This is a genomic window from Allosphingosinicella sp. (genome assembly GCF_036403745.1).
Lineage (GTDB): Bacteria > Pseudomonadota > Alphaproteobacteria > Sphingomonadales > Sphingomonadaceae > Allosphingosinicella.
This window is the reverse complement of the sequence record NZ_DASWQI010000070.1, coordinates 18,090-42,087: the sequence shown is the minus strand read 5'-3', so window position 1 is coordinate 42,087 and position 23,998 is coordinate 18,090. Positions and strand designations below refer to the sequence as shown.

Below are 23,998 nucleotides of genomic sequence, written 5' to 3'. Positions count from 1 at the left end.
ATAGCCGATACTGCGGAACGTGTCAAGAACAGTTTCGCAGCGTTGCCGGAACCCGCTTTGCATCCTAGGGTCCCGTCGGCCATGCGCGCGCTCCTCCTTTTCTTGGCTACCCTGCTCCTCGCCGCCCCCGCCGCGGCGCAGCTCGGCGGCGGCGAGCGCCACATCGACGTGCGCCTCGTCGGCGGCGTCGACGGCACGAAGGGCAGCCTCGCCCTCGTCATGCACCCGCATCCCGGCTGGCATGGCTATTGGATCAACCCGGGCGATGCCGGGCAACCGACCACCGCCCTCTGGAAGCTCCCCAAGGGCGCCGCCGCCGGCCCGCTCAGATATCCGGTCCCCGACCGCCTGCTGATCGGCGGCCTGATGAACTACGTCTACGCCCGCGATTACGTCCTTCTCGCCGACCTGACCCTCGCCAGGCCGCTCGCCCCCGGCGAGACGCTGCCGGTGACCGCCTCGCTTCGCTACCTCGCCTGCACCGACAAGATCTGCGTACCCGAAACGGCGGAGGTCTCGGCGACGATTCCCGCCGGCCTCCCCGCCGAAGTCGCCGCCGCTCGCCAGGCCCTGCCGCGCCCGCTCGGCACCCCCGCCCGATTCGCCGCGGCCGGCGGCCAGATCCGCCTCGGCATCCCGCTGCCGGCCGCCGTTCAAATCGCCGATGCCTATTTCTACCCCTCCACCGACGGTGCCATCGATTATGCCGCGCCCCAGCGCATCAGCCGCAACGGCGACTGGCTGATCGTTGAGACCAAAGCCGGCCCCACTCCCGCCGCCGCGCTCGAAGGCGTCCTCAGCATCGGCAACGGCCAAGCCTTCGCCGTCGCCGCCGCGCCCGGCACGGTCCCTACGGGAGGCCACCCGCTCGGCGAAGCAGCCCCGGCGCGCGGCGCCGTCGCCATCCTCCTCGCGCTGGGCGGCGCGATCCTCGGCGGGCTGCTGCTCAACGTCATGCCCTGCGTCTTCCCGATCCTGAGCCTGAAGGCGCTGAGCCTCGCCCGTTCCGGCGAAAGCCCCCGCGCCGCCCGGATCGAAGGCCTCGCCTACACGGCCGGCGTGATCCTCGTCTGCCTCGCCCTCGGCGTCGCCCTCCTTGCGCTGCGCGCAGGCGGCGCCGCCGTCGGCTGGGCATTCCAGCTCCAGGACCCGCGCGTCGCCTTGTTCCTGCTGCTCCTGATCGGCGGCCTGACGCTCAACCTCGCCGGCCTGTTCGAGCTCCCGACCTTCGGCGCCGGCGATGCGCTCGCCGGCAAGAGCGGCGCAGCCGGCGCCTTCTGGACCGGCGCCCTCGCCGCCTTCGTCGCCACCCCCTGCACCGGCCCCTTCATGGGCGCCGCGCTCGGCGCCGCCCTCGTCCTCCCCGCCGCCGCCGGCCTCGCCATCTTCGCCGGCCTCGGCCTCGGCCTCGCGCTCCCGTTTCTGGCGTTGGGCTTCATCCCAGCCCTGCGCCGCCGCCTCCCGCGCCCCGGCCCCTGGATGGGGACGCTCCGCCGCATCCTCGCAGTCCCGATGGCGCTGACCGCTTTGTGGCTCGCCTGGCTGCTCTGGCGCGAATCGGGCGACGAGGCGCTCCTGATCGGCCTCGCCGCGCTCGCCTGCCTCGCCGCCGCTTTGTGGTGGGGCGGGAAGCGCGGCGGCTGGCTCGCCGCAGCGCCCGCGCTCGCCATAGTCGCCGCCGCCCTCGTCGCGGTCCCCGCCACACCTCAGGTGCGCGCAGAGACCGGCGGCCTCCTCGCCGCCCAGCCGTTCAGCGAAGCCCGCCTCGCCCAGCTGCGCGCCGCCAAGCGCCCCGTCTTCGTCTATTTCACCGCCGACTGGTGCCTCACCTGCAAGGTCAACGAGAAAGCCGTGCTCGAGCGCGGCGACGTCGCCGAGGCCTTCAAGAAGCGCAACGCCGCAATCCTCGTCGGCGACTGGACTCGCGGCAATCCGGAGATCGGCCGCTTCCTCGAAGCCCAGGGCCGCTCCGGCGTCCCCCTCTATTTGTGGTACGCCCCCGGCAAGGACGCCCAGACCCTGCCCCAGATCCTCACGATCGGGGCGATTACCGGGCTGACTGCCTAGCGCCCCCGATCCCCATCACGCGCGGGAGCGGCCGCCTGGTTCGGCCAAACCTTCTCGCCGCTCATCCAGGTCTCCAGCACCTTGGTCTGGCGGATGTCGGCCGCCGCGGCGCCTGCGAAGATGTCGCGGTCGAGGAAGATGAAGTCGGCATAATGGCCCGGCTCCAGGCTCCCCAGCCGGTCCTCGGCGAAACCGGCATAAGCGGCCGTCCTGGTGAACGCCGCCAGCGCCTGCTCCAGCGTCAGCTTCTGCTCGGGCATCCACCCCCCCGGCGGCTCGCCCCGCATATCCTCGCGGCTGATCGCGGCCGCGATCCCCGGAAACGGGTTGGGCGATTCCACCGGATAGTCCGAACCGAAGGCGAGGGGGACGTTGTTCGCCAGCATCGTCCGCCACGCATAGGCGCCGCCCAGCCGCTCCATCCCCATCCGCGCCTGCGCCATCCGCCAGTCGGAGGTCTCGTGCGTCGGCTGCATCGATGCGATGGTGCCGTGCAGCGCGAATTTCGGCAGGTCCGCGGGATCGACGATCTGGGCATGCTCGATCCGCCAGCGCCGGTCGCCCTTGTAGGTGTCGGAAAGCTCTCCGATCGCGCCCAAGATCTGCGCATTGGCCGCGTCGCCGATGGCGTGGACGGCGACCTGGAAATTGTCCATCGCCGCCCGGCTCATCAAATTCTTGATCTCAGCCTCGGAATGGAAGGGGAGGCCGCGCTGCGTCGGTGCGTCCTTGTAGGGCTGCTTCAGCCACGCCCCGCGCGATCCGAGCGCGCCGTCGGCATAGAGCTTCACCCCCACCATCCGCAGCCGGTCGCCATAGAGCCACGGCGTCGGCCCGGTGCCGGCGATCTCGAGCGCCGACTCGACGCCAAGGCCGTAGGCCATGATCCTGACCCGCAGATGCCCCGCATCCCCGGACCGCCGCATCACCAGCCAGTCGTCGGGGCTCGTCCCCATGTCGGCGGTCGCGGTGACACCGTAACCGAGCAGGATCTGCTGCGATGTCTCGAATGCCTGGTCGCGGATGCGCGGCTGGGGCGGCGGGATGATTTTCTCAATGAGCGCCTTGGCGGCGTCGACCATGATCCCCGTCGGACGCCCGCTCGCCATCTCCACCCGTCCACCCGCCGGAGCCGCGGTGCGCGCGTCGATCTTGGCTTCCTTGAGCGCCGCGCTGTTCGCCCAGCCGGCATGCCCGTCGACCCGCTCGAGCCACACCGGCCGATCTGCGACGACCGCGTCGATGTCGGCGGCGGTCGGGAAATGGCCAAGGTTCCACGTCTCCTGGTTCCAGCCCCGCCCGACGATCCAGCGCGGCAGCGGATTGGCGCGCGCATAAGCCGCAAGCTTGGCCTGCGCCTCGGCAAGGCTGTGGGTGTCGCCGAGATCGAGCTGCAGCGCCCCGAAGCCCAATTCCATGACATGCCCGTGCGCGTCGATCAGCCCCGGGATCAGCGTCCGGCCCCGCCCGTCGACCCGGAAGCGCGGCCGCTCCGCCTTGCGCTCGCCTTGCCGGTAGAGCTGCTGGACCTTGCCGTCGTCGCCCACCAGCATCGCCGAGAAGCGCACCAGCCGGCCGGTCCTGTCCAGCGTATAGCCGTTGACGTTGTCGACCAGCACGTCGGCCGACGCGGCGGAAACGGCGAGGAAAGCGAAGGCCGCGGCGGCGAGTTTTCTAAGCTGCATCGCGCGGCGATAAGGCTTGTTTCGCGGCCGCGCCAGATGCGGTAACGCGCGCCATGGCCAGCCTCGCTCCGACCGCCCCGCTTCCCGTCACCCTCGCGGACATCGAGGCGGCGGCGAAGCGGATCGAAGGCCAGGTCGTCCGCACCCCCACCTATCGCAGCCGCGCCCTCTCCGAGCTGACCGGCGCCGACGTGTGGGTGAAGCTCGAAAACCTCCAGGTCGTCGCCGCCTACAAGGAGCGCGGCGCGCTCAACAAATTGCTGCTGATGGACAAGGGGGTTCGCGAACGCGGCGTCATCGCCGCCTCCGCCGGCAACCACGCGCAGGCGGTCGCCTATCACGGCAAGCGCCTCGGCGTGCCGGTCACCATCGTCATGGCCCGCGGCACGCCGACCGTGAAAGTCGCGCAGACCGAGCGCCACGGCGCCCGCGTGATCCTCCACGGCGAGCTTCTCGACGAGGCTTTCGCGGAAGCCCAGCGCCTGCGCGAGGCGGAGGGCCTCACCTTCCTCCATCCGTTCGACGAGCCCGACGTCATCGCCGGCCAGGGAACGGTCGCCGTCGAGTTTCTCGAGGATGCGCCGGAGATCGACACGCTCGTCGTCCCGATTGGCGGCGGCGGCCTGATGTCCGGCATGGCGATCGCCGCAAAGGCCCTGCGGCCCGACATCGAGGTGATCGGCGTCCAGGCCGAGCTCTATCCGTCCATGTATTGCGCCGTCAGCGGCAAGGACCTGCCGTCGGCCGGCGACACGATCGCCGAAGGCATAGCGGTCAAGAAGCCCGGCACGCTCACCTCGGCGATCATCCGCGAGACGGTCGACGACATCCTCCTCGTCACAGAGGCCGACATCGAGCACGCCGTCAGCATGTTCCTGCAGCTCGACAAGACGGTCGCGGAAGGGGCGGGCGCCGCCGGCCTCGCCGCGATGCTCGCCCACCCGGAGCGGTTCCGCGGCCGGAAGGTCGGCCTGGTCCTCACCGGCGGCAACATCGACCCGCGTCTCCTCGCCACAGTTCTTTTGAGGGACCTGTTCCGCACCGGCCGCATGTCGCGCCTGCGCATCCAGCTCCAGGACCGGCCGGGCGCCCTCTACTCGGTGGTGCGGCTGTTCGAGCGGCACGGGGTCAACATCATCGACGTGGTCCACCAGCGCGTCTTCACCTCGCTCCCCGCCAAGGACGCCTTCATCGACGTCGATTGCGAAGCGCGCGACGCCGCCCATCTCGAGGCCTTGATCGCCGAGCTGAAGGCCGCCGGCTTCACGCTCCATCCCGTTGACATTCGCTAGGGGTCCGTCCCACCCCGGAACGTGCGTTCGTTAACCACGTTTCTGCGCCGGACCGAGCTTTCCAACGGAGGCCCCAGGCCGCATAAACCTGCGTGCAACCACGCCCGTAAACCGCCGGAGCCGATTTGAGCGCACCGTTTCGCTTTCCCCGCTTCTTCGTGACGAGCCCCGCGCCGTGCCCCTATCTCGTGGGCAAGACGGAGCGGAAGGTCTTCACGGAGCTGACCGGCACGCATGCGGGCGAATTGAACGACGCGCTTGGCCGCATCGGCTTTCGCCGCAGCCAGGGCGTCGCCTACCGGCCGAGTTGCCTCGATTGCGCCGCTTGCGTCTCGGTCCGCGTCGTCGCCTCCGATTTCCAGCCGAGCGCGACGCAGAAGCGGATGCTGAAGCGCCACGCCGATCTGGAAGTCACCGCCTGCAAGCCTTGGGCGACCGAGGAGCAGTACGCGCTGCTGCGCCGCTACCTGAAGAGCCGCCACCCGGACGGCGGCATGGTCGGCATGGACGAATCCGATTTCGCCGACATGATCGAGCAGAGCCCGGTCCGCACCTACGTCATCGAATATCGCGAGCCGTCGAAGAACGGCCGCCCCGGCCGCCTCGTCGGCGCCTGCCTCACCGACCAGCAGGGCGATGGGCTGTCGATGATCTACAGCTTCTTCGAGCCGGACGATGCGAACCGCCCCGGCCTCGGCACCTACATCATCCTCGATCACATCGTCCGCGCCGGCAAGGCGGGCCTCCCCTACGTCTATCTCGGCTATTGGGTCGAGAATTCGCGCCGCATGGCCTATAAGGGCCGCTTCCGCCCGCTGGAGCGGCTCGGCCCCAACGGCTGGTACCGCTTCGAGCCCGATCAGCGCGAGCTCCCCCTCGGCGCCTGATCCGGCCTCACTTGCCTCCCCATCCGCAGGATGGGGAGGCATGGGCAGCGAAACTTCCTTTTAAGACTGGTGCCTTAAACCCCTTCCTCATGGGAGGGGTGAAAGAGCTGCTGCGGCGGATCGTCGACGCCGGCGAGGCGGAGACGCCGGCCGGCCGTGCCTTGCTCGAGCAGCGCTTCGCCGCGCTCCAGCGCCAGATCCCGCTCCTCTACACGGTGGCGCTGACCAACGTCGTCGGCCTCCTCGTCGCAACGAGCGGCCGCACCGGCAACGTGATGCGGGTGTCCTGGGTGCTGGTGGCGGTCGTCGTCCTCCGCCTCATCTACTGGATCCGCGCCCGCAACAGCCGGCCGGAGCCCGAGCAGATCCTGCGCGAGCTTCGCAAGACCTGGGTCTACGCGCTGCTGATCAGCGTCGGCTTCTGCGGCTGGGCGCTCTACCTCCTCGATACGGTCTCCCCGGAGGACCATTTCGACGTCATCCTGTTCGGCAGCCTCGCCGCCGTCGGCTGCGCCTACGGCATCTCCAGCTACGGCGGCGCGGCCCGCCTGCCTCTGCTCCTGCTCGGCTACCCGCTCGCCGCCCGCCTGCTTCTCTACGGCGATGCGGCGCATCTCGGCATGGGCGTCAGCGTCGGCATGGTGATGCTGCTGATCCTGCGGCTCCTGACCGGCCACAATCGGGGTTTCCGCAAGCTCGTCGAAGCTCAGGTCGAGACCGAGGCCGAGCGCGCCCGCGCGCGCCGCGCCGAGCGCGCCGCCAAGGTCGAGAAAGCGCGCGCCACCATCGTCGCCGACACCGATCCGCTGACCGGCCTCGCCAACCGCCGCGCCTTTTTGCGCGAGCTCGGCACCCGCGCCGACGCCGTTCATCAGGCGGGCGGCGCCTTCGCCCTCGCCGTCCTCGATCTCGACGGGTTCAAGCCGATCAACGACACGTTCGGCCATGCCGCCGGCGACACCGTCCTCCAGGAAGTCGGCGCGCGGCTGGTCGCGGCGGCCGGGGCCGGGGCGCTCGTCGCCCGCACCGGCGGCGACGAGTTCGCGATCGCGCTCCCCGGCATCGCCGATGCCGCCGCTGCCGAGCGCGCCGGCGCCGCCGCCTGCCTCGCCCTCGAGGCGCCGTTCGTCGTCGACGGACGCGAGTTCCGCGTCTCCGCCTGCTGCGGCCTCACCATCCTTGGCTTCGGCGATTCGGTGGTCGAGGAGGCGCTGATGCGTGCCGACACCGCTCTCTACCGCGCCAAGGGCAATGGCCGCGCCGGCATCGCGGTCTTCACGCCGGAAATGGGCGCGATGCACCGCCGCCGCAGCCTCGTCGAGCAGGCGCTGCGCGACAGCGACACGCAGGATTCGATCGGCCTCGTCTACCAGCCGGTGCGCGACCTCGTCACCGGCGAGCTGCGCGCCTTCGAGGCGCTGGCGCGCTGGGACCATCCGCAATTGGGGAGGGTGCCGCCCGACCAGTTCGTCACCGTCGCCGAACAGATCAACGTCATCGGCGAATTGAGCGATCGCCTCCTCGCCAAGGCCGCCCGCGAAGCACGCGGCTGGGCGGGTTCGGTGCGTCTCTCCTTCAACGTCAGCGCGATAGAATTGTGCACCGCCCGCTCGTCGGACCGCATCCTCTCCGTCGCCACCGCCCAAGGCCTCACGCCCGAGCGGCTGCAGATCGAGCTCACTGAAACAGCCCTGCTCGTCGATTTCGAAGCGGCCCGCCGCAATTTGCGCCAGCTACGCGAAGCCGGCGCCCGCATCGTCCTCGACGATTTCGGCGCCGGCCACGCGTCCATCTCCTATTTGCGCGAAATGCCGTTCGACGGGGTCAAGATCGACGGCTCGCTCGTCGCGCCCATCGCCCAGTCCCAGCGCGCCCAGCGCTTGCTGAAGGGCGTCCTAGACCTCTGCGCCTCGCTCGGCATGCCGTGCGTCGCCGAGCAGATCGAAACCGAGGAGCAGGTCGCCCTGCTCCGCACCATGGGCTGCCGCGACGGCCAGGGCTTCTTCCTCTCGCCCCCCATGCACGCCGCGGCCGCTGCGGCGCTCGCCTCGCCCCAGGTCATCGCGATCGGCCGCGCCGCGGCTTGAGGCTCCCAATCCTCCCTGTGCGGCGAAGCCTCATGGGGAGGGGGACCATGCGAAGCATGGTGGAGGGGCCGTCTCGGACTCGGTAAGGCCCCTCCACCGCGTTGCACGCGGTTCCCCTCCCCATCGCCTTCGGCGACAGCGAGGACAAGAGATGCGCGCGCCCCTCTCCCCCCCAAACGAAACCGGCGCCCGCTCTTTCGAGCGGACGCCGGTTCCTGCGCCCCCACGCGCTCGAGGGATCAGGCGACCTGGGCCGCTTCCATGTCTTCGGGATCGCGCAGCACGTAGCCGCGGCCCCAGACGGTCTCGATATAATTGTCGCCGCTGCAGGCGAGGCTGAGCTTCTTGCGAAGCTTGCAGATGAACACGTCGATGATCTTCAGCTCCGGCTCGTCCATGCCGCCGTAGAGATGATTGAGGAACATCTCTTTCGTCAGCGTCGTGCCCTTGCGGAGCGACAGGAGCTCCAGCATCGCATATTCCTTGCCGGTGAGGTGCACCCGCGCACTGTCGACCTCGACGGTCTTGGCATCGAGGTTCACCGCAAGCTTGCCGGTCTTGATCACCGACTGCGAATGGCCCTTCGAGCGGCGCACCACGGCGTGGATGCGGGCGACCAGCTCGTCGCGATGGAACGGCTTGGTGACATAATCGTCGGCGCCGAAGCCCAGCGCGCGGACCTTCGAATCCATCTCGCTGATGCCGGAGAGGATCAGCACCGGCGTGCCGACCTTGGCGAGCCGGAGCTTCTTCAGCACGTCGTAGCCGTGCATGTCCGGCAGGTTCAGATCGAGCAGGATGATGTCGTAATCGTAGAGCTTGCCGAGGTCCAAGCCCTCTTCGCCCAAGTCGGTCGTGTAGACGTTGAAGCCCTCCCCGTTCAGCATCAGCTCGATGCTCTTGGCGGTGGTCGGCTCGTCTTCGATCAGCAGCACGCGCATGTTGGCTCGCCCCTTGTTTCAGCGGTGCTCCGGCCTCGGCCTCGCGCCCCTGAGGAGATTCATTAACTATGAGAGGAATGAACGCAAAAGGTTAATTTCGAATTAAACGAGGAATCCCAACGAGTCGCGCAATCCGTTGCGCCGCCGCAACAGGCATGGCAGGGCCAGCATATGTGGGAGAAGTATGTTTTGTTCATCGACGGCGAGGCGATCGTCATCGACAAGCCGGCCGGTCTGGCGGTGCATCCGGGGTCGAAAACGCCGGAGAGCCTCGAAGATTATCTCAAGCATTTCCGCTTCGGCTTCCAGCGCCCGCCGCTCCCCGTCCACCGGCTCGACCGCGACACGTCCGGCTGCCTGCTCCTCGCCCGCAACCCCAAGGCCCACAAGCGCTTCCAGCGCGCCTTCGAGAGCAAGCAGGTGACGAAGACCTATCTAGCCGTGCTCGACGGCGTGCCGGAGGCGAGCGAAGGCAGTGTGGACATCCCCCTCACCAAAGTCTCTTCGGCCGAGGCCGGCTGGCGGATGATCGCTGAGCCGGCGGGGAAGCCGTCGATCAGCCATTGGAAGACGCTGGCGGTGAAGGACAGCCGCGCGCTCATCCTCTTCTCGCCGGAGACCGGGCGCACCCACCAGCTGCGCGTCCACGCCGCCGACGGCATCGGCGTGCCGATCGCCGGGGATCCGGTCTACGGCAGGGGCCGCGGGCCGATGCTGCTCCACGCCCGCTCGATCCGCGTCGATCGCGAGGGCAAGCCGCCCGTCGAGGCGACGGCGCCGCTGCCGCCGCATTTCCTTTCCGCCGGCTTCGACGATGCCCTCCTCTGACCCCTTCCCGATCCCCGACGACGCGCTGGAGGAGAAGTTCATCGCCTCCTCCGGCCCGGGCGGCCAGAACGTCAACAAGGTCGCTACCGCGGTCCAGCTGCGCTGCGACGTCTTCAAATTGGGTCTCGCCCCCTATGCCTATGCGCGCCTCAGGGAGCTGGCCGGCAGCCGCATGACCGGGGACGGCGAGATCGTCATCACCGCCCGCACCCACCGCACTCAGGACATGAACCGCGAGGAAGCCCGCGCCAGGCTGGCGGAGCTGATCGCCAAGGCCCATATCCGCCAGGCGAGACGGGTGAAGACCAAACCGAGCCGCAGCGCCAAGGCGAAGCGGGTCGACACCAAGAAGGGCCGCGGCGCGGTCAAGGCGACGCGGGCCAAGCCGCAGCTGGATTGACGCCGCAGGTCGACCAGCGTCATCCCGGCGGAAGCCGGATCTCCTGGAGACCCGCGCCGCGCCCTTTTCGAATTGAGGTCCCGCATTCGCCGGGAGATGGAGTAGGAATGTACGACTTTAAGATCGAGGCCGCCGACAAGCCGGCGCTGTACCGCGAGATGATCGCCGCCGCCGACGCCCTCACCGACGGCGAGCCGGACGCCGTCGCCAACATGGCCAACATCGCCGCCTTGCTGTGGGATACATTGCCCGATCTGAACTGGGCCGGCTTCTACCGCAATGTCGGCGGCGAATTGGTGCTCGGGCCCTTCCAGGGCCGGGCAGCGTGCATCCGCATCCCCTTCGGCAAGGGCGTGTGCGGGGCGGCGGCGGCAACGCGGGAGGTGCAGTGCATCGACGACGTCAATGCCTTCCCCGGCCACATCGCCTGCGACAGCGCCTCGGCGTCCGAGCTGGTCGTGCCGCTGGTCCACGAAGGGCGGCTGCTCGGCGTCATCGACCTCGACAGCCCGCGCCTCGCCCGCTTCGATGCGGAGGACGTTGCGGGCTGTTCCGAATTGGCACGGCGGCTCGCACCCCGGCTTGCCTCCATGGACGGGGCGGCGCCCGAAGCGTTAAGAAAGCCTTAACTCGGTCCCCGCTCGCCGGGGCCGTGCAGGCCTCGCGCGACGCAACAAGGGGACGCGACATGGGTAGACTGGCTCTTATTGCGCTGGCGGCAAGTGCCGCGGCGGCTCCGCTGGGGGCGCAGACCGTCCCCGATTCCAGCCCTTATTACGGCGCGCCCGCCGGCGGCATGGCGCCGCCGCCGCCCGCGGTCCACGCGCCGCCGCCTCCCGGCGTCAGCTGGCGCCAGCCGGCGCCGGGCACGCGCGTCCACGTCTACGGAACGCCTCCGGGCACCGGCCACGTCTACGGCACTCCGCCCGCCGACATGCAGGGCGCGCCCGGCGTGCGCACCCGCACCTGGGTCGAGCATGGCGCGCTGCCGCCTCCCGGCATGGGCGGCGGCATGCACCATGGCGACGGCCCGCCGCCGCCGCCGATGGACGGACGCCATCATGACGACGGCGCCTATGGCGGCGGCTACGGCCATGACGGCCGCGGCTACGAGGAGCACGGCTATGACGGGCGCGGCCATGACGGCCGTGGCGATATGCGCCGGCACGTCGAAGTCCGCCGCTACGGGCGCGGTCCCGGCTACATGGGCCCCGGCGCCGGCTGGGAAGGCGGCTGGCAGGGCGGCTATGCGATGGAAGGCGCGCCGATGATGCCGCCGCCTCCGCCATGCCCCGGCCCCTGCGGCCCGCGCGGTCCGGCTTATGGCTACGGCTATGCCTATGGCGGCGGCGGCGCCGTGCTGGTCACCGAGACCACCGTCACCGAGGCCCCCGTCGTCGAGCGCCGCGTCTATTACACGACGCATCGTGTCCGCGTTCGCGTCGCGCCGCGGCACGTCGTCCGCCGCGCCTGCCGCTGCAAGCTGGTCAAGGCCGCGCCCCGCGCCGGCGAGCGCGGCTGACCACAGTGCGACCAGGATTCACGCTTCAGGCTGAACCAGCCTGAAGCGACCCTGGTCTAGCCGAGCCGGTCGAGCGCCGCGCCGTCGAGGCGGCCGGGGACGATCACCAGCGGGCAAGGCAGGGACCCTGCCGCCGCGCCGGAGAAATGTTCGATGAGCGGCCCCGGCCCACCCTCCGCGGCGGCGCCGAGGACGAGGGCGGAGATGTCCTCGCGCTCGCGGAGAAGATCGGCGATTTCCTTCACCGGCTCGCCCTGGCGCACGACGATGCTGCGCTCGACGCCGGCTTCCTCGTCGATCGCGCTCGCCGCCTGCAGGCCCATCGCCTCGGCGCGCAGCCGCGCTTCCTCCTCCATCGCCGCCTGGACGCCGCTCCACTGGACGAATTCCTGCGGCGGCACGATGGCGAGGATGACGACGCCCCCCCCGGTGCGCGCGGCCCGGCGCGCGGCGTAGCGCAAAGCCGCCCGCGCCTCCTCGCTCTCGTCGACCACCACCAGATAGGAGCGCATCGTCGTCCCTTCGTTGCCACGCGGATGCTGCGCCAGATCGCGCCGCCGGGCAAGCCGAGGCGTCCGGGGCCTTGACCGGGAACCGAAACATGCTGTTTGGGCTTGAGAGCTTGGTGACGGGAGCCTTCCATGCCGATTGAACTCAAGATGCCGGCCCTCAGCCCGACCATGGAGGAGGGCACGCTCGCCAAGTGGCTGGTCAAGGAGGGCGACACCGTCGCGTCCGGCGACCTCCTCGCCGAGATCGAGACCGACAAGGCCACCATGGAGTTCGAGGCCGTCGACGAAGGCACGATCGCCAAGATCCTCGTTCCCGAGGGCACCGACGAGGTGAAGGTCGGCACCGTCATCGCCCTCATCGCCGCCGAGGGCGAGGATGCCGGCAGCGCCGCCTCCGCCCCCGCCCCCGCCGCGGCGAAGGAGCCGGTGGCCAAGGATGGCGGCGAGACCGGCGCCGGGCAGCCCGCGACCGACAAGGCGCCGACGCCGACGCCCGAGGTCAAGGGCTATGGCGTCAGCCCCGCCGAGCAGGCGCCTGCCGCTCCCGCCCCGGCCCAGCCGCAGCACGATGCCGGAGACCGCATCAAGGCGAGCCCGCTCGCCCGCCGCCTCGCTGAGCAGCGCGGCGTCGAGCTTTCGGCGCTGAAGGGCTCCGGCCCCGGCGGGCGCATCGTCAAGGCCGACGTCGACGGCGCCCAGCCCGGCAAGGCGCAGGCCCCGTCTACCCAGCCGGCTCCTGCCTCCGCGCCTGCACAGGCTCCGGCAGCCGCGGCTCCGGCCGCCGCGCCCACCGCGCACCCGATCCCGGACGTGCCGCACGAAATCGCCAAGCTGTCGAACATGCGCAAGACGATCGCGCGGCGCCTCACCGAATCGAAGCAGCAGGTCCCGCACATCTACCTCATCGTGGAGGTCCAGCTCGACGCCCTGCTCAAGCTGCGCGGCGACCTCAACGCCAGCCTCGAGAGCCGCGGCGTCAAGCTCAGCGTCAACGACTTCATGATCAAGGCGCTCGCCGCCGCGCTCGTCGAAGTGCCCGAGTGCAACGTCCAATATACCGGCAGCGAGCTGGTCACCTTCAAGCGCGCCGACATCTCGGTGGCGGTCTCCATCCCCGCCGGCCTGATCACCCCGATCGTCGCCGGCGCCGAGTCCAAGAGCCTGTCCGCCATCTCCACCGAGATGAAGGACCTCGCCGGCCGTGCGAAGGAGGGCAAATTGAAGCCCGAGGAATATCAGGGCGGCACCGCCTCGCTTTCGAACATGGGCATGTACGGCATTTCGAGCTTCTCCGCGGTGATCAACCCGCCGCAGGGCATGATCCTGGCCATCGGCGCGGGCGAGAAGAAGCCGTGGGTGGTGGATGGCGCGCTGCAGGTCGCGACCATCATGAGCGCCACCGGCAGCTTCGACCACCGCGCCATCGACGGCGCCGACGGCGCCCGCCTCATGCAGGCCTTCAAGCGGCTGGTGGAGAACCCGCTGGGGATGATCGCTTGATTGGAGCGCTCCATTTCCTGGCCGACTCTGCCCCGGACGGGACGGGCAGCCAGCTCATCATCATCAGCTCTCCTGCCGAACCCCAGTGGAGTCCGAGCCCCTGGCTCCCCTGGGCGATCGGAATCCTCCTCTTCCTCGCCGCCGCCTTCCTCGCCTACCGCCGCGCCGCGCCCGCCGTGCAGGACGTGCCGAGGCGCCGGCACCGCATCCTCCTCACCGGCCTCGCCTGGGCGGCGATGCTCGCTTTGATGTTCGCGCCGCACGAATATGCGACGTCCTCGATCGCGCCCTTCTGGCTCACCTTGGTCGTGCTGACGGTGGGACTCTTCGTCCTCGGCACCGTCGTGCTCGGCGCGACCGACCTGATGCTCGATTACTTCCGGCCTCGGCGCCGCCGCGAATGGCTGGCAATCGGACCGCTGCTCTTCGCCATCATCGTCCCGACGACCATCTTCGTGATCGGCGTCGGCGCATCGTTCGAACTGTTCGCCCAGGCCGGCCCCGGCCCGATCGCGCTCGCCGCCGCCGCCGCGGGCTTCGTCTGGTGGGCGTGGCTGCCCGCCTTCGATGCGAAGCTGGCTTATGTGTTCGAGTAAAACCTCCCGTCCGCCGGTGCGTAGGGCGGAGAGGGATTTCAGGAGCTTTCCATGGCTGACACTTACGATCTCATCGTCCTCGGCTCCGGACCCGGCGGCTATGTCGCGGCGATCCGGGCGGCACAGCTCGGCATGAAGGTGGCGATCGTCGAGCGCGAGAAGCTGGGCGGGATCTGCCTCAACTGGGGGTGCATCCCGACCAAGGCCTTGCTCCGGACGAGCGAGATCTACCACTACATGACCCACGCCTCGGCCTACGGGCTGATCGCCGAGAAGCCGGGCTTCGACCTCGCCAAGATCGTCGACCGCAGCCGCAAGGTCGCCGGCCAGCTCAATGCCGGCGTCAAAGGGCTGATGAAGAAGAACAAGATTACGGTCGTTGAGGGCGACGGCGCCCTCACCGGCAAGGGCGGCCTCAAGGTCGTCAAGGACGGCAAGACGACGGCGCTTCAATCGAAGCATATCATCGTCGCCACCGGCGCGCGCGCCCGCGACCTGCCCTTCGCTAAGGCGGACGGCGAGCGGATCTGGACCTACCGCCACGCCATGGTGCCCAAGGTCATGCCGACCAAATTGCTGGTCATCGGATCGGGCGCGATCGGGGTCGAGTTCGCCAGTTTCTATTCCGACATGGGCGCCGAGGTGACCATCGTCGAAATGCTCGACCGCATCCTCCCCGTCGAGGACGAGGACATTTCCGCCTTCGTCCACAAGGCGCTGACCAAGCAGGGGATGAAGATACTGACGAGCTCGGGGGTGGAGAAGCTCGAGACCGGCCCGAACGGCGTCAAGGCGACGCTGAAGGGCGGCGACGTGCAGGACTTCAGCCACTGCATCGTCGCCATCGGCATCGTGCCCAACACCGAAGGCGTCGGGCTGGAGGCGCTCGGCGTGAAGACCGACCGCGGCCACATCGCCACCGACGGCTACGGGCGCACCAACGTCGAGGGCCTCTACGCGATCGGCGACGTCACCGGCCCGCCCTGGCTGGCCCACAAGGCGAGCCACGAGGGCGTGGTCTGCGTCGAGGCGATTGCGGGGAAGAACCCCCACCCGTTCGAAACCTGGAACATCCCGGGCTGCACCTACTCACGCCCGCAGGTGGCGAGCGTCGGCCTCACCGAAGCGAAGGCGAAGGAGGGCGGCCGCGCCGTCAAGGTCGGCAAATTCCCCTTCATCGGCAACGGCAAGGCCATCGCGCTCGGCGAGGCCGAAGGCTTCGTGAAGACGGTGTTCGACGCCCAGACCGGCGAGCTTCTGGGCGCACACATGGTGGGGGCGGAGGTCACCGAGCTGATCCAGGGCTATGCGGTGGCGCGGCAGCTGGAGACGACGGAGGCCGATTTGATGGAGACCGTCTTCCCGCACCCGACGCTGAGCGAGATGATGCACGAGAGCGTGCTGGATGCTTATGGCCGGGCGATCCATTATTAATTGTCTACCGCCGAGCCACGCGATTGATTTACCCGCTCGAATCGGGATGTGACCACAGGTATAGGCTAGAGCAAAACTCCCTTACCGGCGTGGCAAGTCGTAACCGAACAACTCTTTCTCCTCATCAGCATCGTCCGTGACCAGACTCCAGCGGCTGAACCACGCCCATTCCGTTGGCTGCTTCCGCACTATCTTCCCTGTCATCAAATCGACAGATATCCAGCCATAGTTTCGGGGCGGCGTCGCCAGGAGAATAACTGCGCCACCACCCACGAGCAACATTCCCGCGTGGGAACTGGTCGAATATGAATCACCAGCAAACGATGTCGGCTCGATGCGGATGTGGACGTTTGGTACTTCAACGTACATCATGCCATCGTAGATTTCATCCAGTCGTGCCCCTCCGTCCGAGTGTTCGCGAAATTCCAAAGCCCATTTGACGATACCCTCTGGCTGCTCCTCTTCGATAACCTGAAGCAGCGTTGTTTTGGCATCGTGGTGCCGCATGTGATAAAACTGGCCGGAGACGAGGTCCTCGGCAGCCACGACATCGCCGATGCCACGTAGTTGAACAGTCATGAGCAGCCCCGTTCTTATAGCCAAGTCACCGGCTGTACCTGGGTCGCGTTCGCCAAGGCACTCCAGATAAAAAGGCCAAGTATGGAGACGCCGGCAAACGCGATCGCGAGCAGAGCATGATCCATAGAGCGTTTAAGCGCGTTTGCGTGAGTCTCAGCGGCCTCCGCATTGTCGTCGATCCCGTTGTTGAGGCACGTCGCTTGCTCTACCCTCGCCTCTTTCAGGTCGAAAGGTCCTTTCGGATAGGCCAACCAGTTTTCTGGCAGCCAATTCTCCGGAATGTTGCCTGGAAAAAAGTAATGCTTGGGACGGACAGCGTCTACGATCATCCAAGCCGCGGCGAATATCCATCCGGAGAAAACGATGGCAACGAGCGCGAACGCCAAGTGCTTGCCCGAAATCAGTAATGATGCACCCCCGCCAATTGCTGCTGTCGCGACTGCAATAAGAAATCCGGCCCAGGTCATCGATCGCTGATCTGCTGCCGTGGCGACGGCGAGCTGCGCCGCTATCCGAGTCTCACCTTCTCGGATGAGCTCGGCAAGCACCTCCGCATCGAGTTTCCGGAGATCCGATAAATCCTTGCCTCGTGCCATAGCGATTGCTTAATATTCATGGAATGGCAAAGGAACCGGAAAAGCAGTCTCGATCTGCATTCATCCAGGACAGGAAGGGGCGCCTGGAGAAGGCATCACCGACGCACCAACCGAGCAAACCGCGGCCCAAACCGCCGGAGCCGAAAAAAGACAAGTAGCGTCGTTCCGTTACGACAGGTTGTGGTCTCTTCGGGACAGTCACGTATTGTCCCGTCCTTCATTCCTCATCCTCGATCAGCGGAAGGCAGCGGAAGGCTTGCATCTGGTGCCAGGCACGTGCCTGGCACTGCTTTTGAATAAGGGGCTCGACTCGTCCTCGTTTTCCGGTGAATCTGTGCCATGCCCAGGCCCGCCCGCCTCGTCGTCCGAGACCAGCCGCATCATGTGACGCAGCGCGGCAACCGGCGGCAGCGCACCTTCTTTCGCGAGGAGGATTATGCGCTCTACCTGTCGCTGCTGCGGCATGCCTGCGCGAAGACCGGAACGGACGTCTGGGCCTGGTGCCTCATGCCGAACCACGTCCACCTGATTCTCGTGCCCGCTCGCGAGGACGCACTGGCGGCGGCGCTCGGGCCGCTGCACCGGCGCTACAGCATCGAAGTCAACCACCGCGAGGGGTGGAGCGGCCATTTGTGGCAGAGCCGCTTCGCCTCATTCCCGCTCGACGAGGCGCATCTCTACGCGTGCCTGCGCTACGTCGAACTCAATCCGGTGCGGGCGGGGCTGGTCGAGCGGCCGGAGGACTGGCCGTGGTCCAGCGCGCGAGGCCATCTCGGACTCGGGCCCGACCGGCTGACCGACCCGGCGGCGGCGCGGGCGCGAGTCGAGGATTGGCGGGCGTTCCTCGACGCCGGCCTCGATCCCAGCACCCACGCCGACCTCCGCCTCGCCGAACGCCGCGGCCGCCTGCAGCCGCCCGGCCCGCGAACGGATTAGCAGCCGCGCGTAGTGACAGGCACGTGCCTGTCACCGGGAGAACCCGCGGGCGCCTCGAGTCAGCCGGCGGCAGGCAAACCGGGTAGGAGCCGGACTTCCCGGTACGTGGTGCCAGGCACGTGCCAGGCACGTGCCTGGCACAATTTTTCAGGCCCGGCGGAAGGTGCTGGGGGCAATTAGCAGCTGTTTGTTTCCTATTTGGTTCCACAAGATTGACGCAACATACCAATTCGTGTTATGTTCTTTACCTCGATTCGGTGGGAGGCGAAGGCGTGGAGCGGGCTGGCGAGGGAGAGGCGCCGGAGTGGCGGCGGGGGCGGCGGAAGCGGTTTACGGCGCTCAGGCGGTCCGATTATCTGGAGGTGCTGGAGCGGACGGGGAATGCGCGGGCGGCGGCGGAGGCGATCGGGATCTCGCGCAACCGGCTGCGGGCGATGCGGCGGCGCGAACCGGGGTTCGACCGCGACTGCGCGGAGGCGGAGGCCGCGGCGACGCGGCGGCTGGCGGGGGTCAAGGGGCCGTTCGACGGCGTGGAAGACGGCAATTTCGAGACGATCCGGCGGCGGCGCGACGGACGGGTGCAGATCATCGCGGTCGGGCCGGGACGCTGGTCGAAGAAGATCGAGGACCGTTTCTTCGCCGCGCTCGCAGCGTGCGGCAATATCGACGCGTCGGCGCGTGCGGTCGGCTTTGCGGGCACCGACATGCACCGCCGCCGGCGCCAGTGGCCGGCCTTCGCGCGGCGGATGGACGAAATGCTCGAGGATGCCGAGCTGCGGCTCGAGCTCCTGCTCGCCTCGACGGGAAACAAGTGGGTGCAGGCGGAGGGCGCCGGCGGCGCGGGTCCGGGCGCCGGAACCGGCGATGCCGGGGCCGCCGCGGCGTCGCGTGAGGGGGCGCGCGAAGCGGTGCCGTTTGACCCGGAATTCGCGCTGCGCTTCCTCAAGTGGCGGGAGGAGAAGAGGCGGGCGCAGGGCGGCGGCGGCGCGCGCTCCTCGGCGTCGGCGGCGCGGCGGCAGGCGGTGGAGGACATGCCGATCGAAGCAGTGCGCGAGGAGATATTGCGGCGGATCGACGCGATCCGCGCACACGAGGCGCGGCGGGAGGCTGGGGGTGGGGACAGTGAAGTCACTGTCCCCGAGAAAGAGGGAGGCACGGTCCTCCCCGACACGGAGTCCGACGCGGAGCGCGTTGCCGGAATTCCACGTCCGCTCTAGTGGACGGCGATGGCGGTGGCGATACGGACGGCGTTGATCGGGCGGGGCCTTGGCGGGGGCGTGTTTCATGCGCCGCTTATCCGCGCGTGCGAGGGGCTGGAGCTGGTGCGGTGGGTCGGCTCGGCGGAGGCCGGGGCGGCGGCGGCGGCGGACGATGTCGAGCTGGTGGTGATCTCGACGCCGAACGCGTTCCACTTTCCGCTGGCGCGGGCGGCGCTGGAGGCGGGGAAGCATGTCGTCGTCGACAAGCCGTTCACGGTCTCGGTGGCGGAGGCGGATGCGTTGATCGACCTCGCCGCGGCGCGGGGGCGGGTGCTGAGCGTGTTCCATAACCGGCGGTGGGATGGCGATTTCCTGACCGTGCAGAAGCTGCTGCCGCGGCTTGGGACGGTGCGATTGTACGAGGCGCACTGGGACCGGTTCCGGCCGGCGCTCCGGGACGGGTGGAAGGAGGATCCGGACCAGGGCGCCGGGCTGCTGCTCGACCTCGGGCCGCACCTTGTCGACCAGGCTCTGTGCCTGTTCGGAATGCCCGGGGGGGTGCGGGCGGACGTGCTCGCCCAGCGGGAGGGGAGCGGGATCCACGATTATTTCGCGCTGACGCTGGACTACGGGCCGATGCGGGTGCTGCTGTCGGCATCGATGCTGGTGGCCGAGCCGCGGCCGCGCTTTGGCGTGCATGGGACCGGCGGGAGCTTCGTCAAACACGGCGTCGATCCGCAGGAGGCCGAGCTCAAGGCGGGGATCGACCCGCGCGAGACCGGCGCCGATCGGGTGGACGGCGTGCTGACCTCGGCGGACGGGGCGCGGGAGACGGTGGCGACCGAGCGGGGGCGGTATCTGAGTTTCTATGAGGGCGTCGCCGCAGCCGTGCGCGGCGAGGGGCCGGTGCCGGTCGAACCCGCCGAGGCGCGGGACGGGCTGCGCATCATCGAAGCGGCACGCGAGAGTGCGCGCGAGGGGTGGACGGTCGCCTTGGGGGCAGTTACGTAACTGCCCCCCGCCTCACGGCCGCCAATTGCCCGGCAGCGTCTGGGCGGGGACGCGGACGGTCACCGTCTCGCCGGGATCGCGGGCCGACTTGGCGAGGGTGATGCGGTAGGCGCCGCCGGCGATGTGCCACTGGCCGTTCGCGAAGGTGGCGAGGAGGCGCGGGTCGATGGTCAGCGCCGCATTCGTCGAGGCGCCGGGGGCGAGGTCGAGCTTGGTGAAGGCGGCGAGGCGCTTCGGCGCTTCCCAGCCGGCCGCGGCGGGCGCGGCGGCATAGACCTGCGGCACGTCCTGGCCGCGGCGGGCGCCGCTGTTGCGGACGCGGAAGGTCACGGTGACGCGGCCGGCGCGCGTCGCCGCGGCGAGGTTCGAATGGGCGAAGCTGGTGTAGGAGAGGCCGTGGCCGAAGGGGTAGAGCGGCTCCAGCCCCTTGGCGTCGAACCATTTGTAGCCGACCGCGGCGCCTTCCGAATAGTCGATCGCGAACGGCTCGCCCTCCTTGATGCCGGTGCCGGGGCGGACCGGGCGGGGGAGCTGGCTCTCGTCGCGGGCGAAGGTGACGGGGAGGCGCCCCGACGGGTTGGCGCGGCCGGTGAGGAGGTCGGCGATCGCCTCGCCGCCCGCGGTGCCGGGATACCAGGCGGCGAGGATGCCGGCGACGCGGCCCGACCATTGCATCGCCACCGGGCCGCCGGTCTCGAGGATTGCGACGGTCCGCGGATTGGCGGCGGCGACGGCTTCGACGAGGGCATCCTGGTTGTCCGGCAGGTGGTAGGGGACGTCGAACGCCTCGCCCGCCCATTGCGTCACGAAGACGAGGGCGGCGTCGGCGCCGCGCGCGGCGGCGGCGGCGGCGGCCGGGTCGGTGCCGTCGACGTAGCTGATCTCCGCGTTCGGGAGCAGCGCCTTCAGCGCCCGCAGGGGAGAGTTCGGATAGTACATGATCGGGCCGGGCCAGCCGGTAGGCGCGAGGCCCGGCACCGCGTTGCCGCCGACCGGGTAGACCAGGGAGGAGCCGCCGCCGGCGAGGACGCCGACATCGGCATGGCCGCCGATGACGACGATCCGCTTCGCCCGCGGCGACAGGGGAAGTACGGCGCGCTCGTTCTTGAGCAGCACCGCGCCCTGTTCGGCATCGGCGCGGCTCACGGCGGCGTCGGCGGCGAGGTCGATCGGGCCGGGGGCGACGGGGCGGTCGAACAGGCCGTGGGCGAACATGGCGCGCAGGATCCTGCCGGCCATCTCGTCGAGCCTGGCCGGCGGCACGCGCCCGGCGGCGATGGCGGCCTTCAAGGGCGCGCCGAAGAAGGGCGCCTTGTCGAACGGATAGCCGCTGTCCTGGTCGAGCCCGGCATTGGCGGCGGCCTCGGTGCTGTGGGTCGCGCCCCAGTCGGACATGACATAGCCCTTCGCGCCGAAATCGCGGTGCAGCATGTCGGTGAGGAGCCAGCGGCTCTCGCAGGCGTGGACGCCGTTCACCTGGTTGTAGGCGCACATCACCGAGCCGGGGTCCGAGCGCTCGACGGCGATCTGGAAGGCCAGGAGGTCCGACATGCGCGCCGCGTCGGGGGCGATGCGGGCGTCGTGATAGTCGCGGCCGGTCTCGAGGTCGTTCAGCGCATAATGCTTGACCGTCGAGATGATCGAATTCGACTGGATGCCGGCGATCTGGGCCCCGACCATGGTGCCGGCGAGCAACGGGTCCTCGCCGCCATATTCGAAATTCCGCCCGTTGCGCGGATCGCGGACGAGGTCGACGCCGCCGGCGAGCATGACGTTGAAGCCCGAGGCGCGCGCCTCGCTTCCGATCATGCGGCCGCCCGCATAGCCGATCGCCGGGTTCCAGCTGGCGGTGGTGGCGAGGCCGGAGGGGAGGGCGGTGCGCTCGCGCTTGTGCTTCGCGCCGCCCTGGGTGGCGACGCCGACGCCGGCGTCGGTCTGCCATTGCGGCGGGATGCCGAGGCGCGGGATGCCCGGCACGAACCCCGCCGAACCCTCCCGCCCGCCTTCGGGCATGGTGAAATTCTTGGGCGGGAAATCCGTCGAGAAATAGCCGAAGACGAGCTTCAGCTTCTCGTCCTGGGTCATCTGCGGAAGGAGCAAGGCGACGCGGCGGTCCGGCGTCAGCGCGGCGTTCATCCACGGCCGAGCACCCTTCGCGGCGGCGTGCGGGGCGGGGGCGGAGGGCGCGGCGCTGGCGGCGAGCGCGAGGAGCGAGGCGGCGGCAGCCGCGGCGGCGAAGGTCTTCATCATCTCTCTCCTCGAAGCCTTTTCTTTTGTGCGGGGTTGGGATTACAGCGCCCGCACCCATTTTGGTAGCGCTACCAGCAGGCGCCGCCCCGAGGAGACGAGACGTGATCAACGCAGAGATGTTCATCGGTAGCCGCGGGGTCAAAGGCAGCGTCGGCGAAGTGCGCGGCGTCAATCCGGAGACAGGCGAGACGCTGGAGCCGGCTTACGGCGGCGCCACCCGCGCCGAACTCGACGAAGCCTGCCGCCTCGCCTGGGAGGCGTTCGATCCCTATCGCAGCGCCGACCCCGAGGCGCGGGCGCAGCTGCTCGAGGCGATCGCGCAGAACATCCTCGACATCGGCGACCTGCTGGTCGAGCGGGCGATGGCGGAAAGCGGGCTGCCGCGGCCCCGCATCGAAGGCGAGCGCGGGCGAACGGTCGGCCAGCTTCGCCTGTTCGCGCAGGTCGTCCGCGACGGCCGCTATGTCGAGGCGCGGATCGATCCCGCCCTCCCGGATCGCAAGCCGATGCCGCGCCCCGACATCCGCTCGCACAAGATCCCGGTAGGGCCAGTCGCGGTGTTCGGCGCCTCCAACTTCCCGCTCGCTTTCTCCGTCGCCGGCGGCGACACCGCCTCGGCCCTGGCGGCGGGCTGCCCGGTCGTCGCCAAGGCCCACCCGGCCCATCCCGGCACCTCGGAGCTGGTCGGCCGCGCCATCCGTGACGCGGTGGCGGCGAGCGGGCTGCCCGAGGGCGTCTTCTCCCTGGTGTTCGATTCTGGCTACGAGATCGGCCAGGCTTTGGTCGCCGATCCGCGCATCAAGGCGGTCGGCTTCACCGGCTCGCGCCGCGGCGGCCTGGCGCTGATGAAGATCGCCCAGAACCGGCCCGAGCCGATCCCGGTCTATGCCGAGATGAGCTCGATCAACCCGGTGCTGCTGTTCAAGGGCGCCCTCGACGAGCGCGGCCCGCAGATCGCCCAGGCCTTCGTCAATTCGCTGATGATGGGCGCCGGCCAGTTCTGCACCAGCCCGGGCCTCCTCCTCGCCATCGAAGGCGACGGCCTCGACCGCTTCACCGAGGCGGCAGCGGCGGCGCTCCAGCACGCCGCGCCGGGGACGATGCTGACGCCCGGCATCCACCAGGCCTATTGCGCCGGGGTCGAGGCGCTGTCGAAGCACCCGAAGGTCGAGACCGTCGCCCGCGGCCAGGCCGGCCACAATTACCAGGGCCAGGCGGGCCTGTTCTCGACCAGCGCCGACGCCTTCACCGGCGACGAGCATTTGCGCGAGGAAGTGTTCGGCTCCTCCTCTCTCATCGTCCGCTGCGCCGACGAGCCGGCGCTCGCCGCGGTCCTCGAAAGCCTCGAAGGCCAACTCACCGCATCGCTGCACATGAGCGAGGCGGACCATGACGACGCGCGCAAATTGCTGCCGGTGCTGGAGCGCAAGGTCGGCCGCATCCTCGTCAACGGCTTCGGCACCGGCGTCGAGGTCAGCCACGCGATGGTCCATGGCGGCCCGTTCCCGTCCACCTCGGACGGCCGCTCCACCTCCGTCGGCACGATGGCCATCGACCGCTTCCTGCGCCCCGTGGCCTATCAGGACCTGCCCGACGCGCTGCTGCCGGACGACCTGCGCGAGTCGAACCCCCGCGGCATCGACCGTCTCGTGGATGGAAAGCCGGAGGCGCGTTAA

21 protein-coding genes are annotated in these 23,998 nt (G+C 69.3%); 15 read left to right on the top strand and 6 right to left on the bottom strand.

Annotated elements, in window-relative coordinates:
* The first annotated feature begins 81 nt into the window (after nucleotides 1–81).
* Nucleotides 82–2,067 carry a protein-disulfide reductase DsbD family protein gene (locus VGC56_RS13215; protein WP_464125554.1) on the top strand — a complete coding sequence of 662 codons (1,986 nt, stop codon included), beginning with the start codon at nucleotides 82–84 and terminating at the stop codon, nucleotides 2,065–2,067.
* On the opposite strand, the gene VGC56_RS13210 is transcribed toward VGC56_RS13215, so the two are convergent.
* Nucleotides 2,064–3,752, bottom strand: a complete 1,689-nt coding sequence (locus tag VGC56_RS13210) for an amidohydrolase (protein WP_464125551.1) — start codon at nucleotides 3,750–3,752, stop codon at nucleotides 2,064–2,066. The genes VGC56_RS13215 and VGC56_RS13210 overlap by 4 nt on opposite strands.
* A gap of 53 nt (nucleotides 3,753–3,805) precedes the next feature.
* Here VGC56_RS13210 and VGC56_RS13205 point away from each other — a divergent pair, with 53 nt between their 5' ends.
* The 3 genes from VGC56_RS13205 (at nucleotide 3,806) to VGC56_RS13195 (ending at nucleotide 8,018) form a co-directional block, all read left to right on the top strand.
* Nucleotides 3,806–5,044, top strand: a complete 1,239-nt coding sequence (locus tag VGC56_RS13205; protein WP_464125548.1) for a threonine ammonia-lyase — start codon at nucleotides 3,806–3,808, stop codon at nucleotides 5,042–5,044.
* Nucleotides 5,045–5,169: 125 nt separating this feature from the next.
* Complete coding sequence (locus VGC56_RS13200; RefSeq protein ID WP_464125546.1) at nucleotides 5,170–5,931, top strand: arginyltransferase; 762 nt, start codon at nucleotides 5,170–5,172, stop codon at nucleotides 5,929–5,931.
* 98 nt (nucleotides 5,932–6,029) lie between these two features.
* Nucleotides 6,030–8,018, top strand: a complete 1,989-nt coding sequence (locus tag VGC56_RS13195; RefSeq protein ID WP_464125545.1) for a putative bifunctional diguanylate cyclase/phosphodiesterase — start codon at nucleotides 6,030–6,032, stop codon at nucleotides 8,016–8,018.
* Nucleotides 8,019–8,257: 239 nt separating this feature from the next.
* On the opposite strand, the gene ctrA is transcribed toward VGC56_RS13195, so the two are convergent.
* Complete coding sequence (gene ctrA / locus VGC56_RS13190; RefSeq protein WP_464125542.1) at nucleotides 8,258–8,959, bottom strand: response regulator transcription factor CtrA; 702 nt, start codon at nucleotides 8,957–8,959, stop codon at nucleotides 8,258–8,260.
* A 171-nt stretch (nucleotides 8,960–9,130) separates the two neighbouring features.
* Between ctrA and VGC56_RS13185 the strand changes: the two genes are divergently transcribed.
* The 4 genes from VGC56_RS13185 (at nucleotide 9,131) to VGC56_RS13170 (ending at nucleotide 11,709) form a co-directional block, all read left to right on the top strand.
* The gene (locus VGC56_RS13185) at nucleotides 9,131–9,787 is read left to right on the top strand and encodes an RluA family pseudouridine synthase (protein WP_464125540.1); all 657 of its coding nucleotides are present in this window, start codon (nucleotides 9,131–9,133) and stop codon (nucleotides 9,785–9,787) included.
* The gene (gene arfB / locus VGC56_RS13180; RefSeq protein ID WP_464125539.1) at nucleotides 9,774–10,187 is read left to right on the top strand and encodes an alternative ribosome rescue aminoacyl-tRNA hydrolase ArfB; all 414 of its coding nucleotides are present in this window, start codon (nucleotides 9,774–9,776) and stop codon (nucleotides 10,185–10,187) included. Before VGC56_RS13185 ends, arfB begins: the two co-directional genes overlap by 14 nt.
* Before the next feature lie 107 nt (nucleotides 10,188–10,294).
* The gene (locus VGC56_RS13175; protein ID WP_464125537.1) at nucleotides 10,295–10,816 is read left to right on the top strand and encodes a GAF domain-containing protein; all 522 of its coding nucleotides are present in this window, start codon (nucleotides 10,295–10,297) and stop codon (nucleotides 10,814–10,816) included.
* Nucleotides 10,817–10,875: 59 nt separating this feature from the next.
* On the top strand, nucleotides 10,876–11,709 hold the full coding sequence (locus tag VGC56_RS13170) for a hypothetical protein (protein WP_464125535.1): 834 nt from the start codon (nucleotides 10,876–10,878) through the stop codon (nucleotides 11,707–11,709).
* Nucleotides 11,710–11,765: 56 nt separating this feature from the next.
* Here the strand turns inward: VGC56_RS13170 and VGC56_RS13165 are convergent, their stop codons facing one another.
* The gene (locus VGC56_RS13165; RefSeq protein WP_464125532.1) at nucleotides 11,766–12,221 is read right to left on the bottom strand and encodes a universal stress protein; all 456 of its coding nucleotides are present in this window, start codon (nucleotides 12,219–12,221) and stop codon (nucleotides 11,766–11,768) included.
* Nucleotides 12,222–12,350: 129 nt separating this feature from the next.
* On the opposite strand from VGC56_RS13165, the gene VGC56_RS13160 reads away from it, so the two are divergent.
* The 3 genes from VGC56_RS13160 to lpdA are packed head-to-tail and all read left to right on the top strand — an operon-like array spanning nucleotide 12,351 to nucleotide 15,751.
* Nucleotides 12,351–13,721: a pyruvate dehydrogenase complex dihydrolipoamide acetyltransferase gene (locus VGC56_RS13160; RefSeq protein ID WP_464125529.1), complete on the top strand. Its 1,371-nt coding sequence runs from the start codon at nucleotides 12,351–12,353 to the stop codon at nucleotides 13,719–13,721.
* The gene (locus tag VGC56_RS13155; protein WP_464125527.1) at nucleotides 13,718–14,317 is read left to right on the top strand and encodes a hypothetical protein; all 600 of its coding nucleotides are present in this window, start codon (nucleotides 13,718–13,720) and stop codon (nucleotides 14,315–14,317) included. Before VGC56_RS13160 ends, VGC56_RS13155 begins: the two co-directional genes overlap by 4 nt.
* A 51-nt stretch (nucleotides 14,318–14,368) precedes the next feature.
* Nucleotides 14,369–15,751: a dihydrolipoyl dehydrogenase gene (gene lpdA, locus VGC56_RS13150; protein ID WP_464125526.1), complete on the top strand. Its 1,383-nt coding sequence runs from the start codon at nucleotides 14,369–14,371 to the stop codon at nucleotides 15,749–15,751.
* Nucleotides 15,752–15,832: 81 nt separating this feature from the next.
* On the opposite strand, the gene VGC56_RS13145 is transcribed toward lpdA, so the two are convergent.
* Together VGC56_RS13145 and VGC56_RS13140 are read right to left on the bottom strand one after the other, a co-directional pair.
* Complete coding sequence (locus VGC56_RS13145; RefSeq protein ID WP_464125523.1) at nucleotides 15,833–16,330, bottom strand: hypothetical protein; 498 nt, start codon at nucleotides 16,328–16,330, stop codon at nucleotides 15,833–15,835.
* A 14-nt stretch (nucleotides 16,331–16,344) separates the two neighbouring features.
* Nucleotides 16,345–16,926 (bottom strand): hypothetical protein, encoded by a 582-nt coding sequence (locus tag VGC56_RS13140; RefSeq protein WP_464125521.1) that lies wholly within the window; start codon nucleotides 16,924–16,926, stop codon nucleotides 16,345–16,347.
* A gap of 339 nt (nucleotides 16,927–17,265) precedes the next feature.
* Here VGC56_RS13140 and VGC56_RS13135 point away from each other — a divergent pair, with 339 nt between their 5' ends.
* The 3 genes from VGC56_RS13135 (at nucleotide 17,266) to VGC56_RS13125 (ending at nucleotide 20,072) form a co-directional block, all read left to right on the top strand.
* Nucleotides 17,266–17,862: an REP-associated tyrosine transposase gene (locus VGC56_RS13135; RefSeq protein WP_464125519.1), complete on the top strand. Its 597-nt coding sequence runs from the start codon at nucleotides 17,266–17,268 to the stop codon at nucleotides 17,860–17,862.
* Between the two features lie 272 nt (nucleotides 17,863–18,134).
* Nucleotides 18,135–19,079: a hypothetical protein gene (locus tag VGC56_RS13130; protein ID WP_464125516.1), complete on the top strand. Its 945-nt coding sequence runs from the start codon at nucleotides 18,135–18,137 to the stop codon at nucleotides 19,077–19,079.
* A 9-nt stretch (nucleotides 19,080–19,088) separates the two neighbouring features.
* Nucleotides 19,089–20,072 (top strand): Gfo/Idh/MocA family oxidoreductase, encoded by a 984-nt coding sequence (locus tag VGC56_RS13125; RefSeq protein ID WP_464125515.1) that lies wholly within the window; start codon nucleotides 19,089–19,091, stop codon nucleotides 20,070–20,072.
* A 12-nt stretch (nucleotides 20,073–20,084) separates the two neighbouring features.
* On the opposite strand, the gene VGC56_RS13120 is transcribed toward VGC56_RS13125, so the two are convergent.
* A complete protein-coding gene (locus VGC56_RS13120) occupies nucleotides 20,085–22,322 on the bottom strand; it encodes a beta-glucosidase (protein WP_464125513.1) in 2,238 nt (745 codons plus the stop codon).
* Nucleotides 22,323–22,423: 101 nt separating this feature from the next.
* Here VGC56_RS13120 and VGC56_RS13115 point away from each other — a divergent pair, with 101 nt between their 5' ends.
* Nucleotides 22,424–23,998: an aldehyde dehydrogenase (NADP(+)) gene (locus VGC56_RS13115; RefSeq protein ID WP_464125511.1), complete on the top strand. Its 1,575-nt coding sequence runs from the start codon at nucleotides 22,424–22,426 to the stop codon at nucleotides 23,996–23,998.